The sequence below is a fragment of the Streptomyces sp. NPDC045678 genome, assembly GCF_056432085.1.
The window spans coordinates 597,835-614,777 of sequence record NZ_JBWKJS010000001.1; the positions used below are offsets into that span (position 1 = coordinate 597,835).

Below are 16,943 nucleotides of genomic sequence, written 5' to 3' on the forward strand. Positions count from 1 at the left end.
AGTTGAGCAGGCTACCCTCTGCCATATCGTAGCCTGGACGTGGCGACATGGGTAGTACTGTCGGACACGTTGCGCATCGTGGGCTCGCCAAGTGCGATATAGCTACTCGGCAACTGTCGGCCTCGGCTCCGCCGCTGCGGTTGCGCGTGCGTGCGCTACGAGGTCTCCTGGCAGTGGCGTGAACTGTCGTCCCGGAAGGTCTCGATGAGTAAGCTGCTAGTCTGCTATGTTGCACCTCGCACGGTCCGGTTGGGGGTGGAGCCATCATGAGCGCGCCAAGTGCGGCACTTCAGCGGCTGCGGCTGCGCACCGAGCTCCGAAAGGCGCGGACCGCCGCGCGTCTCACACAGCGGCAGGTCGCCGCGAAGATGGAGTGGAGCCCCTCCAAGCTGATCCGGATCGAGGCTGGCGAGGTCGGCATCTCCGTCAACGACCTGCGCCCCCTCCTGGACGCGTACGGGATCCGGGACCGCCGCAAGATCGAGGAACTGCTCGACCTCGCGCGGGGCAGCCGCAAGATGCCGTACACGGAGTACCGCGACCTGTACAGCAAGGAGTTCCTGCAGTTCCTGGCGCTGGAGTCGTCGGCGTCGATCGTGCGGGCGTACAACTCCCTCCAGGTGCCGGGTCCTTTGCAGACCGAGGAGTACGGCCGCGCGATCATGCGGGCGTACGACAAGGGGATCGACAACGAGGCGGTCGAGCGCGCCATCGAGGTGCGCCTTTCCCGCCAGGACACGCTGACGTCGGGTGACCGGGAGATCTTCTACATCCTCGACGAATCGGTCGTGCGCCGTCAGGTCGGCGGACGTGGCGTCATGCGGGCCCAGTTGGAGCGCCTCGCGGAGCTCGCCTCGCTGCCGAAGGTGAGCATTCAGATCCTCCCCTTCAGCGTCGGCGCGCACCCCGGTATCCAGGGCCCCTTCACGCTCTTCGAGTTCGAGGCGGACGAGATGCCGGACTCGCTCTACCTGGAAAACCCCCGGGGTGACTCCTACACCACCAACTCCCCCGAGGAGAGCGGGCGTTACCTGGAGAGGTTCTGGGAGCTGGAGGATCTCGCCGTCAAGGAGCGCAACGTCGACATGCTGCGGATGCTGGCGGCGCGGGCCGAGGAGGGTGCCGACGAACTGGAACGGCTGCTTTCGCCGGTCGAAGCCGCCTGACGCATCATCAATCCCACGGCACGCAACGGACCTTGGCGGGAAACCGGTCGTTCATATATGTATGTCGCGCCGTTATCCTGGAAGAGGTGCTACGTCCCTCTGCACCAGCCGTGCTGGGCCGGCTGGCCTTCCGCACCCGGGGTGGAGGAGAAGCGTGGTCAGCACATGGTCATGGCGCAAGAGCAGTGCGAGCGGGGATCCCCGAGAGGACTGCGTGGAGATCGCCTGGACCGGCAGGACGGTCCTGATCCGCGACTCCGCACGCCCGCGGGGCGCGGTCGTCGCGGTGGGCCCGGACACCTGGGTCGCCTTCCTGTCCTCGGTCGTCCGAGCCCCGATTCCGACGCGTGACGTGACGGCGGCCCGGCCCTGACGGGGCTGGGCCGGGTCACACCGGTCCGCGGGGCTCACGCGCGCTTGCGCCCGCCGAGCCCGACCGCCACCGCGGCCGCCGTCACGAGCACCACCGCCGCGTCGATCGCCAGGACCGTCCGCGTGCCCGACAGCAGGTCCGAGCCCGTCGTCGCGAGGACACCGAGCACCGGTATGCCGACGGTGAGGCCCACCTGCTGCGTGGAGGTGACCAGGCCCGTCGCCAGGCCCTGCTCCTCGTCGGGGACGCCCGACGTGACCGTCACGCCGTACGACACGATCGCGCCCAGGTGGAACATGCTCGCCACCGACACGGCCGCCGTGGCCAGCCACACCGACCGGCCGCCCTCACCGATGCCGAGCAGCGCGGCCCCCAGCAGGCCCTGGCCGACCAGCGACCCGACCAGCGTGCGGCGTGCGCCGAAGCGGCCGATGACCCGGGGCGCGTACACGCCGGCGACCACCGACAGGACGCCCTGCGCACCGAAGATCAGGCCGGTCTCGAAGGCCGAGAGGCGCAGCACCTCCTGGAAGTAGAGGGTCAGCACGAACACGACCGTCGACATCATCGAGAACGTGACCAGACCGCCGAGGTTGCCCCACGCCACCGTGCGGCGGCGCAGCATCGGCAGCGACACGAGCGGGGACGCGGCGCGCGACTCGACGTATCCGAAGGCCGCGAGCAGGAGGACGCCCGCCACCAGCGTGACGATGACGTCCGTGCCGCCGAAGCCGCGCTGGGCCGCCGTGGACAGGGCGTAGATCAGGGAGAGCAGACCGCCGGTGACCGTCACGGCGCCGGGGACGTCCAGGCGCGGGCGGTCCGGGGTACGGGACTCGGGCAGCAGGCCCGGCGCCAGCGGCAGCACGATCAGCGCGAAGAGGGTCAGCAGGCCCATCGTGGAACGCCAGCCGAGGGTGTCGGTCAGTACGCCGCCCAGCACCATGCCGACCGTGAAGCCGAGCGAGAGCAGCGTGCCGGAGATGCCGAGCGCGCGGTCGCGCTGCGGGCCCTCGGGGAACGTGGTCGTCAGGAGGGACATGCCGGTCGGCACGATGGCCGCCGCGCCCACCCCCTGCAGCGCGCGCCCGGCGAGGAACGACGCCGGGTCCCACGCGAACGTGGCGAGCAGCGAGGCGAGGCCGAAGAGCGCGAGACCCGCGAGGAACAGCTTGCGGCGCCCGAAGAGGTCACCGGTCCTGCCGAAGAGGAGCAGGAAACCGCCGGACGGCAGCGCGAAGGCGGTCACCGCCCACTGGAGCGCGGAGTGGCTCATGCCGAGGTCGGGGCCGAGCACGGGCAGTGCGACGTTCAGTACGGAGAAGTCCAGCGCGACCATGAACTGCGCGGCGCAGAGCACGAAGAGGACGAGCTTGTCGCGGGTGGAGAGCTTCGGGCCGCGCGGCTGCGGCGCCGGTGGTGCGGCCTGGGGGGACGGGGCAGTGGTGGTGTCGATCGCCATGGTCAAGAGCTTGCGTCGGCCGGAATAGACGTGGGGAGCGGGAACTTATGCTGGTGGTCGGAACACCAGTCAGGGCTTGGGGGAGCGCCATATGGCGGCAGCGGAAGCGGCGGGCACGGCATCGATGACGGCGTCCGACGGCGGCGCGTCCAAGGCGCGGCGGCTCGGGGAGCTCCGGGAGTTCCTGATGAGCCGGCGTGCGCGGGTCAGCCCCGCGGAGGCCGGGCTTCCCGACGGCGGGGCCCGCCGCCGCACCCCGGGGCTGCGCCGCGAGGAGGTCGCCGTGCTCGCCGGGGTCGGGGCGTCCTGGTACCAGTGGCTGGAGCAGGGCCGCGACATCTCCGTGTCGCCGCAGGTCCTGGACTCCGTGGCGCGCGTGCTGAAGCTGAGCGGCGCCGAGCGGCGCCATCTGTACGTGCTTGCCGGGCTCAATCCGCCGCGGCCCGAGGTCGCCAGGGACGACCGGGAGATGTGCGAGGGGCTGCACCGGCTCATCGACACGTGGATGCCGCAGCCGGCGCACATCATGGACGCGTACTGGAACTGCGTCATGTACAACGACGCGGCCGCGTCGGTGCTCGGGATGCGCTCGGAGACGTCCGAGAACTGTCTGCTCACCTTCTTCACCGACCCCATCTACCGGGCCCGCGCGCGGAGCTGGCAGCGGAACGCGCCGCAGGTCGTGGCGATGTACCGGGCCGCGTGCTCGGAGCATCCCGACGACGACGGGTTCGCGGCGGTGATCGCCGAGGCGAAGACGGTGAGCCAGGACTTCGTGGAGCTGTGGGAGCGGCGGGACATCCTGCCCGGCGGGCAGGTCGCCAAGGAGATCGAGCACCCGGTGGTGGGGACGCTGTTCCTGGAGTCGACGCAGCTGAAGGTGCCGGCCAGGCCCGACCTCACCATCGTGCTGCACACGCCGATGCCGGACGCCGAGGTGGACACCGCGGGGAAGCTGGCGTGGCTGGCCTCGCCCGAGGGGCGGCGCGGGTCGATCTACCCGGTGGCCGGGTAGCCGGTCCATCCGGTGGCGGTCCCGCGGGGCGTGCTCCGTATGCTCGGGGCATGACTGAGAGCGCCGCGCTTGACCCCGAGGACCGCAAGATCGTCACCCTGGCCCGTTCCGCGAGGGCCCGCAACGGCGTGCCCGAGGGTGCGGCGGTGCGGGACGAGACGGGACGCACGTACGTGGCGGGGACGGTCGCTCTCGACTCGCTTCGGCTGTCCGCGCTGAGGACGGCGGTCGCCATGGCCGTGGCGTCCGGTGCGGAGTCGCTGGAGGCGGCAGCGGTCGTCTCCGGGGCGGAGGCGGTCGCCGACGAGGATCTCGCCGCGGTACGGGACCTGGGCGGGGCCGGGACGCCGGTGTTCCTGGCGGGGGCGGACGGCGAGGTCAGGGCGCGGGTCGAGGCGGGCTGAGCCCTCCGCCCACCACCCTCCGGGCGGGTCTCCGCCCCCGAAGACGGACTCCCGGGGCTCCCTCTTCGGGCCGGGCGGTGCGGCGGGGCTCCGGGGATCAGGGACAATGGGCGCCATGAGCGTTCGTACCCCGTCTTCAGCCGAGCCGTCCGAGGCCGTCCACCGCGCCGGCTTCGCCTGCTTCGTCGGCCGCCCCAACGCGGGCAAGTCCACCCTCACGAACGCTCTGGTCGGCAAGAAGGTGGCGATCACCGCCGACCAGCCGCAGACCACGCGGCACACGGTGCGCGGCATCGTGCACCGTCCCGACGCGCAGATGATCCTGGTGGACACGCCGGGGCTGCACAAGCCGCGCACACTGCTCGGCGAGCGGCTCAACGACGTCGTGCGCACGACGTGGGCCGAGGTCGACGTGATCGGCTTCTGCCTGCCCGCGAACGAGAAGCTCGGCCCCGGCGACCGGTTCATCGCCAAGGAGCTCGCCTCCATCAAGAAGACGCCGAAGATCGCGATCGTCACGAAGACGGACCTGGTCGACAGCAAGACGCTCGCCGAGCAGCTCATCGCCATCGACCAGCTCGGCAAGGAGCTGGGCTTCGAGTGGGCCGAGATCGTGCCGGTGTCGGCCGTCGGCGACCAGCAGGTCGGCCTGCTCGCGGACCTCATCGTGCCGCTGCTGCCGGAGGGCCCCGCGCTCTACCCCGAGGGCGACCTCACGGACGAGCCCGAGCAGGTCATGGTCGCGGAGCTGATCCGCGAGGCGGCGCTGGAGGGTGTGCGGGACGAGCTGCCGCACTCCATCGCGGTCGTGGTCGAGGAGATGCTGCCCCGCGAGGACCGCCCCGCCGACAAGCCGCTGCTCGACATCCACGCGTTCGTCTACATCGAGCGGCCCAGCCAGAAGGGCATCATCATCGGCCCGAAGGGCAAGCGCCTCAAGGACGTCGGCATCAAGTCCCGCAAGCAGATCGAGGCGCTGCTCGGCACGCCCGTCTTCCTGGACCTGCACGTGAAGGTCGCCAAGGACTGGCAGCGGGACCCGCGCCAGCTGCGCAAGCTCGGCTTCTGAGCGGCATCCTCACCGCACTCCCCTGATCCGCGTCACCAGCACCGACCCCGTCAGCCCGATCACCGCCGCCGTCAGGTACAGCGCCCGGTAGCCGCCCAGGTGGGTCACGATCGGGGCCGCCAGGGCGGGGGCCGCCACCTGGGGGAGGGAGTTGGCCACGTTGATGATGCCCAGGTCCTTGCCGCGGTCCGCCGCCGCGGGCAGGACGTCCGTCATCAGCGCGAAGTCCACCGACGTGAAGACGCCGAAGCCGATGCCGAGCACCGCCGCCGCGACGATCGCGCCGGGCCAGGTCTGCCAGAGGGCCAGCATCGCCGTCGCCACCGCCATGAGCGCGCCCGACCACATCACGAACGGTTTGCGGCGGGCCGTCCGGTCCGACCAGGCGCCGCCCACGACGACGGTGGCGAGCATCGTCGCGCCGTTCACCGCCGTGAGGACCAGCACGCCCTCGTCCGGATCGGGGCGGTGCAGGCGGTCGCGGAGGAAGTAGAGAAGGTAGAGCAGCACCAGGGAGTTGCTGACGTTCAGCAGGAACCGGGTCAGCCACGCCCACGCCAGGTCCGGGTGGCGGCGCGGGCTCAGGCGGAAGCCCGCGAGGAAGCCCCGCAGGGACCACGGCGGCCGGTCGGCGGCCGACAGGCGCAGGTCCCGGTGGTGTACGACGTAGGGCAGGACGCCCACCACCGTGAAGACCGCGCAGGCCGCGTACCCCGCGCCCGTCCCGCCCGCCGCCGTCGCGAGCCCCGTCCCCACCACCACGCCCAGCAGCTGCGCCGCGCCCAGCCACCCGCCCACCGAGCCCCGCTGCAGACGCGGCACACGGTCGGGCACGGCGGCCGTCACCGCCGCGAACGCGGCGTTCAGGGTGAGCTGGACCAGGCACCAGCCCACCGCCAGCCGTCCCACCGAGTCCGCCGAGGAGAGCAGGAGGAGCGAGAGCGCGCCGCCGGCCGTGCCCGCCACGATCCACGGGGTGCGCCTGCCCCAGCGGGACGTCGTACGGTCCGAGAGCGCGCCGAAGAACGGGTTCGCGGCGAGGGAGACGACCGCGCCGACGCCCGTCACCCAGGCGAGGACGGTCTCCTTGGACGTGCCCGCCGGCGCGAGGTCCTCCGCCTGGACGGCGAGCAGGATCTGCAGCGGCCCGTACCAGCCCACCCAGATCGCGCCGTTGGCGAGCGACAGCGAGGCCGTCCAGCCCCGGCCGACCCGTTCGGCCGGCTCCCGCAGCGCAATCGACGTCATGGGCGGCGCGCCCGCAGGACCTCGTGCAGCCAGTGGTACGACGCCTTGGGCGTGCGCACCTGCGTGGCGTGGTCGACGTGCACGAGACCGAACCGCTGCCGATACCCCTCCGCCCACTCGAAGTTGTCGATCAGCGACCAGATGAAGTAGCCACGCACGTCCGCTCCCGCCCGCAGCGCGCGGTGCAGCGCTCGTAGATGGCCGTCGAGGTAGGCGATGCGGTCCTGGTCGTCGAGTCCGTCGTACGAGCAGCCGTTCTCGGTGATGACGAGGGGCGGGAGCCGGTCGCCGTACCGGTCGCGGAAGGCGGTGAGGAGTTCGGGGAGGGCGTCGGGGACGACCGGCCAGCCGAAGTCCGTGACCGGGAAGCCGTCGATCCGCCGCGGTGAGAAGGGGAGTTCGGGCGGGAGCGTGACCCCCGCGAACTCCGTCGCCGTGCCCTCGGGGAGCGGCGCGCCCACCTTCGTCGGCTGGTAGAAGTTGATCCCGTACCAGTCCAGCGGCTCGGAGATCACCTTCAGGTCCGCCGCGAGGTCCTTTGAGGGCATCAGCTCCCCGATGCCCTCCGGGTAGTCGCCGAGGAGCAGCGGGTCCGCGACGAGGCGGTTGAGGAGCAGGTCGTAGAAGTCGGCGGCGGCCGTGTCGTCCTCGGTGTCGGACGCGGGCCACGTCGGGCCGTGCGAGTTGGCGATGCCGATGTCGCGGGCGCCGGCCGCACGCAGCGCCCGTACGGCGAGGCCGTGCGCGAGGAGCTGGTGGTGGGCGGCGGGCAGCGCGTCGAACAGGAGCCGTTCGCCGGGGGCGTGCTGGCCGAGGGCGTGGCCCAGCAGGGTGTGTTCCGCCGGTTCGTTGAGGGTGATCCACTTGGTGACGCGGTCGCCGATGCGGGCCGCGACCACCGCCGCGTACTCGGCGAACCGCTCGGCGGTGCGCCGGTTCAGCCAGCCGCCCGCCTGCTGCACGACGAGCGGGGTGTCCCAGTGGAAGAGGGTGGGGACGGGCCGTACGCCCGCCGCGCACAGCTCGTCGACGAGGCGGTCGTAGAAGTCCAGGCCCGCCGGGTTCACCGCGCCCGCCCCGGCGGGCAGCACGCGCGGCCACGAGACCGAGAAGCGGTACGCGTCCACGCCGAGGTCGCGGACGAGCGCCACGTCCTCGCGGTAGCGGTGGTAGTGGTCGCAGGCGACCGCGGCCGTCGAGCCGTCCTTCACGTTCCCCGGCACGGCCGTGAACGCGTCCCAGACGGAGGCGCCGCGCTCGTCGGCGGCGCCCTCGATCTGGTGGGCCGATGTGGAGACGCCCCACAGGAAGTCGCGGGGGAACTCAGGGAACGGTGGTCTCGCCGGTGCCGCGCTCGCTGCCATGGGCGGGATCTTCCGTACCGGCCAGTACGGAAGTCAATGGTCGTGCGCGGAAAAAGTGAACACCCCTCAAGTTTCTGTCGGGCCTATGGCTAGGCGCCCTCCTTCAGTACGCGCGAGATCAGCTTCCGCTGCGGCTCCGTCAGCCGCGGGTCCGAGCAGTACACCGTCTGCCCGTCCACCGTCAGCTGGTAGTTGAAGCCGTCCGGCACCCCTATCGGCGGGGCGCCCCGTCCCTCGGCCACGGCCTGTTCGGCCAGGGCGTGCCATTCCGGGGCATCGGCCAGCTCCGAGGTGTCCACCTCGGCATGCCGGTCGATGCCCGCGAATCCTCCGGTCCGCTTCACCTGGATACGCATGGGTCCTGTCTACTCCACCGGGCGGGCGGCCGGTAGCACGTCATCAGTCGGTCGCGGGGACCTTGACCGTGGACCACGCGTCGATGACGGCCTTGAGCTCGTCCCCGTCGCCGTACTTCGTGCGGGCGGCGGCCACCGTCAGCTTCGCGAAGTCGGTGAAGGAGGCGTCCTGCGCCAGCTCGCCGCCGGTCAGGACGGTGTACCAGATCTGTCCGGCCCGCTCCCACGAGTGACCGCCGAGGGCGTCGGCGACCAGGTAGAACGCCCGGTTCGGGATGCCGGAGTTGATGTGTACGCCGCCGTTGTCGCGGCCCGTGCGCACATAGTGGTCCATGTCGGCGGGCTGCGGGTCCTTGCCGAGCACGTCGTCGTCGTACGCCGTGCCGGGCTCCTTCATGGAGCGCAGCGCCTTGCCGGTGACGCGCGGGGCGAGCAGGCCCGCGCCGATCAGCCAGTCGGCCTCCTGGGCGGTCTGGCCCAGCGTGTACTGCTTGATCATCGAGCCGAAGACGTCCGCCATCGACTCGTTCAGGGCGCCCGGCTGGCCGAAGTACGTGAGGTTCGCCGTGTACTGCACCACGCCGTGGGTGAGCTCGTGGCCGATGACGTCCACGGGGATGGTGAAGTCCAGGAAGATCTCGTTGTCGCCGTCGCCGAACACCATCTGTTCGCCGTTCCAGAAGGCGTTCCCGTAGTCCTCGCCGTAGTGGACCGTCGCGTTCAGCGGCAGGCCGTTGCCGTCGATGGAATTGCGGTCGTACGACTTCTGGTACAGCTCGAAGGTCGCGCCGAGGCCCGCGTACGCGCGGTTGACGGTGGCGTCCTTGCCCGGCTTGTCGCCCTCGCTCCGCACCTTGCGGCCCGGGAGCTCCGTGCGGTGTTTGGCGTCGTAGATCGTGCGGTGCGGCTTGCCCGCCGTGGCCTCCTTGGGCGGGGTGGCGCCGGGCGCGCCGATGACGGTCGTCAGACGGCGGTGCGTGCGCTCGATGGAGTCCCGCTCCAGGGTGCGGCGGGCGGGTCCGGCGAGCGCGGGGTCCTGGCTCTGGGCGAGCGTGTCCAGGACGTGGGGCGGCACGATGGTGCAGAAGACGGGCTCGAAGGCTCGTGGGTTGACGGTCATGGCGGCAATGTGGCACTGGGTCATGCCACTGTCACTACCTGCGACCATGATTGCTGAAATAGAGGGATTGATCAGCACTAGGGGTTTATCCGGCCACGGTCCCGCATACTGATACGGGCCCGCGCGATCGAGCGCGGCTCGGCTAGGCTGCGGCACATCATGCGATTCGGGCTGCTTCTCCTTAGCTGCCGCGGCGAGGGCCTGTAGTCGAGGCCGACCCCCTCCCCGCGGAGTTCGGCGTTGCGCTAAGACCGTCGGCCGTCCTTCAGGACACTTCCGAGGAGCCCCGCACATGCCGAACTTCCAGCGCCCCACTTCCATGCCGATCCACAAGTACGGGCAGTACGAGCAGGTCGACATCCCCGACCGCACCTGGCCCGACCAGCGGATCACGGTCGCTCCCCGCTGGCTCTCCACCGACCTGCGCGACGGCAACCAGGCGCTGATCGACCCGATGTCCCCGGCCCGCAAGCGCGCCATGTTCGACCTGCTGGTCCGCATGGGCTACAAGGAGATCGAGGTCGGCTTCCCCTCCTCGGGCCAGACGGACTTCGATTTCGTACGGTCGATCATCGAGGACGAGAACGCGATCCCCGAGGACGTGACCATCTCCGTCCTGACGCAGGCGCGCGAAGAGCTCATCGAGCGCACGGTGGAGTCCCTGAAGGGCGCCCGGCGCGCGACCGTCCACCTGTACAACGCGACTGCACCCGTGTGGCGCGATGTGGTCTTCCGCGGCTCGCGGGACGCCGTGAAGCAGATCGCCGTCGACGGCACGCGCCTGGTCATGGAGTACGCCGACAAGCTGCTCGACGACCGTACGACCTTCGGATACCAGTACAGCCCCGAGATCTTCACCGACACCGAGCTGGACTTCGCCCTGGAGGTCTGCGAGGGCGTCATGGACGTCTGGCAGCCCGACGCCGACCGCGAGATCATCCTGAACCTGCCCGCCACGGTCGAGCGCTCCACGCCCTCCACGCACGCGGACCGCTTCGAGTGGATGTCGCGCAACCTGTCCCGGCGCGAGTTCGTCTGCCTCTCCATCCACCCGCACAACGACCGCGGCACCGCCGTCGCCGCCGCCGAGCTGGCCGTCATGGCCGGCGGCGACCGCGTCGAGGGCTGCCTGTTCGGTCAGGGCGAGCGCACCGGCAACGTCGACCTGGTGACGCTGGGCATGAACCTCTTCTCGCAGGGCGTCGACCCGCAGATCGACCTGTCCGACATCGACGAGGTCCGCCGCGTGTACGAGTACTGCACGCAGATGGAGGTCCACCCCCGCCACCCCTACGCGGGCGACCTGGTCTACACCGCCTTCTCCGGCTCCCACCAGGACGCCATCAAGAAGGGCTTCGACGCGCTGGAGGGCCGGGCCGCCGCCGCGGGCAAGACCGTCGACGACGTCGAGTGGGCCGTGCCGTACCTGCCCATCGACCCCAAGGACGTCGGCCGGTCCTACGAGGCCGTCATCCGCGTCAACTCACAGTCCGGCAAGGGCGGCATCGCGTACGTCCTGAAGAACGACCACAAGCTGGACCTGCCCCGCCGCATGCAGATCGAGTTCTCCAGGATCATCCAGACGAAAACCGACGCCGAGGGCGGCGAGGTCACGCCCGGAGCGATCTGGAGCGTCTTCCAGGACGAGTACCTGCCGAACCCCGGGAACACCGAGGCGCAGTGGGGGCGGATTCAGGTCAAGAACGGTCAGACGACGACCGACACCGACGGCGTCGACCGCCTCACCGTCGAGGCCACGCTGGACGGCGAGGACACGGTTCTGACCGGTACGGGCAACGGCCCGATCTCCGCCTTCTTCGACGCGCTGCAGGGCATCGGCATCGACGTGCGCCTGCTGGACTACCAGGAGCACACGATGAGCGAGGGCGCGTCCGCGCAGGCCGCCTCGTACATCGAGTGCGCGATCGGCGACAAGGTGCTGTGGGGCATCGGCATCGACGCGAACACGACGCGCGCCTCCCTGAAGGCCGTCGTCTCCGCCGTCAACCGCGCGGCGCGCTAGTCCGCCGCCCGTCCCCGCCCGGCCCCGTCCGCCCTTCCGGCGGGCGGGGCCGCGTCATCTCCCGGCCATGTCGGACTCGCTCTCCTGTGCGAGGTGCTGACGCCGCATCATCGATGTGGCTAACATCACGCCAACACGGCAATGCAGCCGGGGAGTTACGGAGGTGCGTGATGCTGCCAGATCGGGGACGAAACGGCCGGAATTCCCGCATCCTCGCCAAGCCGGTCTCACGCGGGCGGGCGCTGTGCAGGCGCGTGATCGGCATGAACACGGCCTGGGACGCCGTGGGCGACGGCGAGTTCTTCTGCCCGGCGTGCGGCGGCGACCGCAACTACCAGCGCCTCACGGGCCGGCGCCGCTTCGTCCTGCTGGGCGTGCCCGTCCTGCCGCGGGGCACCCGCGGCCCCGTCATCCAGTGCGCCGCCTGCCAGGACCTGTTCGACCCGGACGTCCTCGACCACCCCACCACCACCCGGCTCTCCGCGATGCTCCGCGACGCCGTCCACACGATCGTCCTCGCGGTCCTCTCCACGGGCGGCACCGGATCGCGCACGGTCCTCGAGACGGCCGTCTGCGCGCTGCAGGGCGCGGGCCACGAGGACTGTACGGAGGACCGGCTCGTCGCCCTCGTCAACGCGCTCGCCACGGACGCCGGGCGCGCCACCGAACCCGACTGCGGTCCCGGCCTCGCCATCGAACTCCACGAGGCGCTCGGCCCGCTGGCCCCGCACCTCGCCCCCGCGGGCCGCGACGCGCTGCTCCTCCAGGGCGCCCGCATCGCCCTCGCCGACGGGCCCTACACCCCCGCCGAGCGCGATGTGCTCAGCACGGCGGGCTGCGCCCTGACGATCTGCTCGGAGGACGTGACACGCCTCCTCGCGACGGCACGGACGCCGTCCTGAGCCGATCCCGGCGCGCGAGCGCGAGGGCGGGGCTCGCCGGGCGGCGGTGACCCTCCCGAACACCCCGGCGTTCGCCGGGGTGTTCGTCCTGTTCCGGTACGTCCTCCCCGGCGTCCGGCGCTGGGGGCGGCTCCGGGAGGCGCTGCCCGTACTCCGCGGGGAGTAGTTCCGGCCGCCCGCCTCCCCACGGCGTAGCCCACGCCTCGCCCCTGGGCCCGAGGGAAATTCCAGCGGCTGACGGGAGGGTAGGGCGTGAACCTGTCACCGCTGTCGAAAGGGGCCCGTCATGGGGGCCGTACCAACCAACGCCGCACCGGCGCGGCGACGGCGCACCGTGCCCTGGGTGTTTCTGGGGCTGTGGATCGTCGTGCTCGCGATCGCCTCGCCGTTCGCGTCGAAGCTCGCCGACGTCCAGACGGACCGGGCCATCGACTACCTTCCGGCAAGCGCGTCCTCCACCGAAGTCGCCAACCTGCAGGACAAGTTGCCGGGCGGCGAGGCCACCGAGCTCGTGCTCGTCTACCACCGGGACGGCGGGCTCACCCCCGCCGACCGGAAGACGGCCGCGGACCAGGTCGCCGAAGTCGCCGACGCCCACAAGCTCGTCGGCAAGCCGGAGGCCGTCCCCTCCAAGGACGGCACCACCCTCATGTACCCCGTCGCGAGCACCGAGCCCGGACGGGACGAGGACAAGCGGGACGCACTGGTCAACGACGTGCGGGACATCACGCACGGCGAGGGCGGACTGAGCGTCGACGTCGGTGGCGCGGGGGCCCTCGACACCGATGCGAGTGAGGTCTACAACTCGCTCGGCGGCCCCCTGCTCTACACCACCGCCGGCGTCGTCGCGCTGCTGCTCATCATCATCTACCGCAGCCCGTTCCTGTGGCTCGTGCCGCTCGCCGTCGCGGGCGTCGCCGACTATCTCGCGATGGGCGTCGCGTACGGACTGAACCAGGCCTTCGACACGTCCGTCACCGGGCAGAGCTCGGGCATCATGACCATCCTCGTGTTCGGCGCGGGCACGGACTACGCGCTGCTCCTCGTCGCCCGCTACCGGGAGGAACTGCGCAGGATCGAGCGGCCCTACGACGCCATGGTCACCGCCCTGCGCGGCTGCGGGCCCGCCGTGCTCGCGTCCTCCGGCACCGTCGCCGCCGGACTGCTCTGCCTGCTCGCCGCCGACCTCAACAGCAGCCGCGGCATGGGACCGCTCGGCACCGTCGGCGTGCTGTGCGCGCTCGTGACCATGCTGACCCTGCTGCCCGCCGTGCTCGTCCTCCTCGGCCGACGCGTGTTCTGGCCGCTCGTACCCGCCTTCGGGACCACACCCAAGCAGCGGCGCAGCCTCTTCGCCGCGATGGGCACCTCCGCGGAACGCAGGCCGCTCACCGTGCTCGCGAGCGGAGCCGTGCTGCTCGGCGCACTCGCCCTCGGCGCGTTCAACCTGCCCGGCGCGCTCAAGCAGGAGGACTCCTTCACCAAGACCCCCGAATCCGTGTCCGCCGTGAAGACCCTCGCCGCCGCCTACCCCGCGCAGGGCACCCAGCCCATCACCGTGATGACGCCGGACGGGCGGGCCGACGACTCCCTGGCGCGCATCCGCGACACCGAGGGCGTGGGCCGCGCCGAGCGGGGACGTACCGCCGCGGGCTGGACCGAGATCACCGTCACCGCGAAGTCCGCGCCCGAGTCCGCGGGCGAGACCAAGACCATCGAGGCACTGCGCGACGGGCTCGACGGCTCGTACGTCGGCGGTCCCAGCGCGCAGCAACTCGACCTGGCGGACACCAACGTCCGCGACCGGAACATCGTCGTGCCGCTCGTCCTCGGCGCCGTCCTGCTCGTCCTGGTGGCCCTGCTGCGCAGCCTCGTCGCGCCGCTGCTGCTGCTCGCCGCGGTCGTCGCGGTGTGGGGCGCCTCGCTCGGCATCGCGGGCCTCGTCTTCGAGCCGCTCTTCGGGTTCGACGGCTCCGACCCGGGCCTCGGGCTGCTCTCCTTCGTCTTCCTCGTCGCACTCGGCGTGGACTACGGGATCTTCCTGATGCACCGGATGCGGGAGGAGTGCCTGAACGGCGCCGAACCGGGCGCGGCCGCGCTCACCGCGCTGCGCACCACCGGCGGCGTCATCGCCTCCGCGGGCCTCGTCCTCGCCGCCACGTTCGCCGTGCTGACCAACATGCCGCTGGTCCAACTCGTCGAGCTCGGCTTCATCATCGCCGTCGGCGTGCTGCTCGACACCTTCCTGGTCCGCACGTACCTGGTGACGAGCGCGAGCGTGGCGCTCGGCAGGAAGGTCTGGTGGCCAGGACCGCTGTCCCGGCCCGCCCCGGCCGCCCCGCCGCCGGCCCACGAGGCCGAGCCCGCCCGGGTCCCGTCGACTTGAGCCGGTCTTTCCCGGCGCCCCTCCTCTCCCGGAGGGGCGCCCGTATGCCGGAAGATGGAGCGGTGGAATCTCCTGAGCCCGGCCCCTGCGCGGGGCACGGCGTCCGCAGCGACCTCGTCGAGCGCGTACTCGGCCCGGCCGCCCCCGGCGAACGGCTGCGCACGGACGCTCTGTTCGCCCTCGCCATGGCCGTCAGCGCCGCCGTGACCGTGCAGGTCGTACGGGACAACGGACAGGCACCGGACATGGCCGGCTGGGTGCTGCTGCTCGTCGCCCACGTCGTCGTCGTGTGGCGGCGCCGCGCCCCGCTGCGCGTCATGCTCGCCCTGATGGCGGTCCTGCTGCCCTACCACTCCCTGGACAACAACCACACCGCGCCCATGGCCGTGTCGATGGTCGCGCTGTTCACCGTGGCCTCCCGCAGCCGGCCCTGCAACACGCTCCTCATCGGCGCCGGCGTCATGGGCGTCATGCTGGGCGTGAAGTTCCACGAAGGCATGGCCGAGGGCGCGCAGTCGCTGCGGATCTCCGGCTGGATCGTCGCGTTCCTGCTGCTCGGCGTGTACGTGCGCATCCACCGCCAGTACGTCGCCTCCGTGGTGGAGCGCGCCGAACGCGCCGAACGCACCCGCGAGGAGGAGGCACGCCGCAGGGTCGCCGAGGAGCGGCTGCGGGTCGCCCGCGACCTGCACGACCTGCTCGCGCACAGCATCACGCTCGTCGGCGTCCAGACGTCCGTCGCCGCGCACGTCCTGGCCGCCGACCCGGACCGGCTCGACCGTGCCGCGGTCGCCAAGGCGCTCGACGACGTCGCCGAGACCTGCCGCACCGCCCGCGGTGAACTACGCGCCACGCTCCAGGTGTTGCGCTCCGGCTCCGACGACGAGGACGGGGCGGCGGCGGACGAGGCACGCGGGCCGCTGCCGGGCCTCGACGGCCTGCCCGACCTCGCCGACGCGGCCCGTACCGCGGGTGCCCGCGTCGAACTCGCCGTGACGGACTGCGGGGCACCGGCCGCCGTGGGCGCCGCGGCCTACCGCATCGTGCAGGAGGCGCTGACCAACGTCGTACGGCACGCGGGGCCCGACATCACCGTGCGGGTGTCGGTGCGCCCCGAGGACGCGGCGCTGTGCGTGCGGGTCGCGGACGACGGGCGCGGCGGCCGCGCCCAAGGGGACGGTCACGCACCGGGGTTCGGACTCCTCGGAATGCGGGAGCGGGCCCGTACGGTCGGTGGGACCCTGGACGCGGGCCCGCGGCCCGAAGGGGGATTCCTGGTGTCCGCGGTGCTTCCGCTCGCATCCGTTCCCCTGGGAGGCCTGTCGTGACGGTGCCCATCCGCGTGCTCCTCGCCGACGATCAGACGCTGGTGCGGGCCGCGTTCGCGATGCTCGTCGACTCGGCGCCCGACATGGAGGTCGTGGGGCAGGCGGGCACGGGGCGCGCGGCGGTCGACCTGGCCCGCTCCGAACGCGCCGACCTCGTCGTCATGGACATCCGCATGCCCGACCTCGACGGCATCGAGGCGACACGGCTGCTCGCCGCCGACGAGGACCTGGCGGGCGTGAAGGTCCTGATGCTGACCACGTACGACACCGACGAGCACGTCGTCGACGCGCTGCGCGCGGGCGCGTCCGGCTTCCTGGTCAAGGACACCAGGCCCGCCGAACTCCTGGACGCCATCCGCACGGTGGCGGCCGGCGACGCGCTCCTGTCGCCGGGCCCCACGGCCCGGCTGATCGCCCGGGTGCTGCGGGCGCCGGACACCGGGGTGCCCGTCGAGGGCGGGCCCGACGGGCTCTCGGAGCGGGAGCGGCAGGTCCTGCGGCTCGTCGCGCGCGGCCTGAACAACCAGGAGATCGCCGACATGCTGGGCCTGAGCCCGCTGACCGCGAAGACGCACGTCAGCCGCATCATGGGGAAGCTGAGCGCCCGCGACAGGGCCCAACTCGTCATCATCGCTTACGAGTCGGGTCTTGTCGCGCCGGGCTCCGTGGCCTCGCCCTGAGCGACGGCCGGGCCGCGGGCGCCGCCCGGCCGGTATCGGACGCGCAC

The 16,943-nt window shown here is 71.7% G+C and carries 15 protein-coding genes; 10 read left to right on the top strand and 5 right to left on the bottom strand.

Features of this window, described 5'->3' with window-relative positions; genetic code table 11:
- Positions 1-266: 266 nt before the first annotated feature.
- Positions 267-1,166, top strand: coding sequence for a helix-turn-helix domain-containing protein (locus tag AC07DO_RS02565; RefSeq protein ID WP_479056483.1), 900 nt, complete (start codon positions 267-269; stop codon positions 1,164-1,166).
- 154 nt (positions 1,167-1,320) lie between these two features.
- Positions 1,321-1,539: a DUF397 domain-containing protein gene (locus tag AC07DO_RS02570; protein ID WP_479056485.1), complete on the top strand. Its 219-nt coding sequence runs from the start codon at positions 1,321-1,323 to the stop codon at positions 1,537-1,539.
- A 34-nt stretch (positions 1,540-1,573) separates the two neighbouring features.
- Here the strand turns inward: AC07DO_RS02570 and AC07DO_RS02575 are convergent, their stop codons facing one another.
- On the bottom strand, positions 1,574-3,001 hold the full coding sequence (locus AC07DO_RS02575) for an MFS transporter (protein WP_479056486.1): 1,428 nt from the start codon (positions 2,999-3,001) through the stop codon (positions 1,574-1,576).
- A 91-nt stretch (positions 3,002-3,092) separates the two neighbouring features.
- Between AC07DO_RS02575 and AC07DO_RS02580 the strand changes: the two genes are divergently transcribed.
- From AC07DO_RS02580 to era, 3 genes are all read left to right on the top strand, one after another.
- Positions 3,093-4,016 (top strand): helix-turn-helix transcriptional regulator, encoded by a 924-nt coding sequence (locus tag AC07DO_RS02580; RefSeq protein WP_479056487.1) that lies wholly within the window; start codon positions 3,093-3,095, stop codon positions 4,014-4,016.
- Between the two features lie 50 nt (positions 4,017-4,066).
- A complete protein-coding gene (locus AC07DO_RS02585) occupies positions 4,067-4,420 on the top strand; it encodes a cytidine deaminase (protein WP_479056489.1) in 354 nt (117 codons plus the stop codon).
- A 106-nt stretch (positions 4,421-4,526) separates the two neighbouring features.
- Positions 4,527-5,489, top strand: coding sequence for a GTPase Era (era, locus tag AC07DO_RS02590; protein ID WP_471422752.1), 963 nt, complete (start codon positions 4,527-4,529; stop codon positions 5,487-5,489).
- Between the two features lie 9 nt (positions 5,490-5,498).
- Here era and AC07DO_RS02595 read toward each other — a convergent pair whose 3' ends face one another.
- The 4 genes from AC07DO_RS02595 to AC07DO_RS02610 all read right to left on the bottom strand — a co-directional run bounded on the left by AC07DO_RS02595 (position 5,499) and on the right by AC07DO_RS02610 (position 9,577).
- Positions 5,499-6,737, bottom strand: coding sequence for an MFS transporter (locus tag AC07DO_RS02595; protein ID WP_479056491.1), 1,239 nt, complete (start codon positions 6,735-6,737; stop codon positions 5,499-5,501).
- Positions 6,734-8,101, bottom strand: coding sequence for a GH1 family beta-glucosidase (locus AC07DO_RS02600; RefSeq protein ID WP_479056493.1), 1,368 nt, complete (start codon positions 8,099-8,101; stop codon positions 6,734-6,736). The genes AC07DO_RS02595 and AC07DO_RS02600 overlap by 4 nt, the downstream gene beginning before the upstream one ends.
- Before the next feature lie 89 nt (positions 8,102-8,190).
- Positions 8,191-8,457 carry a protealysin inhibitor emfourin gene (locus AC07DO_RS02605; protein ID WP_479056494.1) on the bottom strand — a complete coding sequence of 89 codons (267 nt, stop codon included), beginning with the start codon at positions 8,455-8,457 and terminating at the stop codon, positions 8,191-8,193.
- A gap of 43 nt (positions 8,458-8,500) precedes the next feature.
- A complete protein-coding gene (locus AC07DO_RS02610; RefSeq protein WP_479056495.1) occupies positions 8,501-9,577 on the bottom strand; it encodes a M4 family metallopeptidase in 1,077 nt (358 codons plus the stop codon).
- 292 nt (positions 9,578-9,869) lie between these two features.
- Here AC07DO_RS02610 and leuA point away from each other — a divergent pair, with 292 nt between their 5' ends.
- The 5 genes from leuA (at position 9,870) to AC07DO_RS02635 (ending at position 16,896) form a co-directional block, all read left to right on the top strand.
- The gene (gene leuA, locus AC07DO_RS02615) at positions 9,870-11,600 is read left to right on the top strand and encodes a 2-isopropylmalate synthase (protein WP_479056496.1); all 1,731 of its coding nucleotides are present in this window, start codon (positions 9,870-9,872) and stop codon (positions 11,598-11,600) included.
- Between the two features lie 170 nt (positions 11,601-11,770).
- Entirely contained in the window at positions 11,771-12,502 is a 732-nt protein-coding gene (locus AC07DO_RS02620; protein ID WP_479056497.1) for a TerB family tellurite resistance protein, read from the top strand.
- A gap of 286 nt (positions 12,503-12,788) precedes the next feature.
- The gene (locus AC07DO_RS02625) at positions 12,789-14,888 is read left to right on the top strand and encodes an MMPL family transporter (protein WP_479056498.1); all 2,100 of its coding nucleotides are present in this window, start codon (positions 12,789-12,791) and stop codon (positions 14,886-14,888) included.
- Positions 14,885-16,216 carry a sensor histidine kinase gene (locus tag AC07DO_RS02630; protein ID WP_479056500.1) on the top strand — a complete coding sequence of 444 codons (1,332 nt, stop codon included), beginning with the start codon at positions 14,885-14,887 and terminating at the stop codon, positions 16,214-16,216. Before AC07DO_RS02625 ends, AC07DO_RS02630 begins: the two co-directional genes overlap by 4 nt.
- Before the next feature lie 2 nt (positions 16,217-16,218).
- Positions 16,219-16,896 (top strand): response regulator, encoded by a 678-nt coding sequence (locus AC07DO_RS02635; protein WP_479057502.1) that lies wholly within the window; start codon positions 16,219-16,221, stop codon positions 16,894-16,896.
- The last annotated feature ends 47 nt before the right edge of the window (positions 16,897-16,943 follow it).

Coding starts and splice junctions, on each gene's coding strand:
- AC07DO_RS02580 (WP_479056487.1), top strand. CDS start 3,093: ATGGCGGCAGCGGAAGCGGCGGGCACGGCATCGATGACGGCGTCCGAC.
- AC07DO_RS02605 (WP_479056494.1), bottom strand. CDS start 8,457: ATGCGTATCCAGGTGAAGCGGACCGGAGGATTCGCGGGCATCGACCGG.
- leuA (WP_479056496.1), top strand. CDS start 9,870: ATGCCGAACTTCCAGCGCCCCACTTCCATGCCGATCCACAAGTACGGG.
- AC07DO_RS02565 (WP_479056483.1), top strand. CDS start 267: ATGAGCGCGCCAAGTGCGGCACTTCAGCGGCTGCGGCTGCGCACCGAG.
- AC07DO_RS02620 (WP_479056497.1), top strand. CDS start 11,771: ATGCTGCCAGATCGGGGACGAAACGGCCGGAATTCCCGCATCCTCGCC.
- AC07DO_RS02625 (WP_479056498.1), top strand. CDS start 12,789: ATGGGGGCCGTACCAACCAACGCCGCACCGGCGCGGCGACGGCGCACC.
- AC07DO_RS02575 (WP_479056486.1), bottom strand. CDS start 3,001: ATGGCGATCGACACCACCACTGCCCCGTCCCCCCAGGCCGCACCACCG.
- AC07DO_RS02600 (WP_479056493.1), bottom strand. CDS start 8,101: ATGGCAGCGAGCGCGGCACCGGCGAGACCACCGTTCCCTGAGTTCCCC.
- AC07DO_RS02585 (WP_479056489.1), top strand. CDS start 4,067: ATGACTGAGAGCGCCGCGCTTGACCCCGAGGACCGCAAGATCGTCACC.
- era (WP_471422752.1), top strand. CDS start 4,527: ATGGGCGCCATGAGCGTTCGTACCCCGTCTTCAGCCGAGCCGTCCGAG.
- AC07DO_RS02595 (WP_479056491.1), bottom strand. CDS start 6,737: ATGACGTCGATTGCGCTGCGGGAGCCGGCCGAACGGGTCGGCCGGGGC.
- AC07DO_RS02610 (WP_479056495.1), bottom strand. CDS start 9,577: ATGACCGTCAACCCACGAGCCTTCGAGCCCGTCTTCTGCACCATCGTG.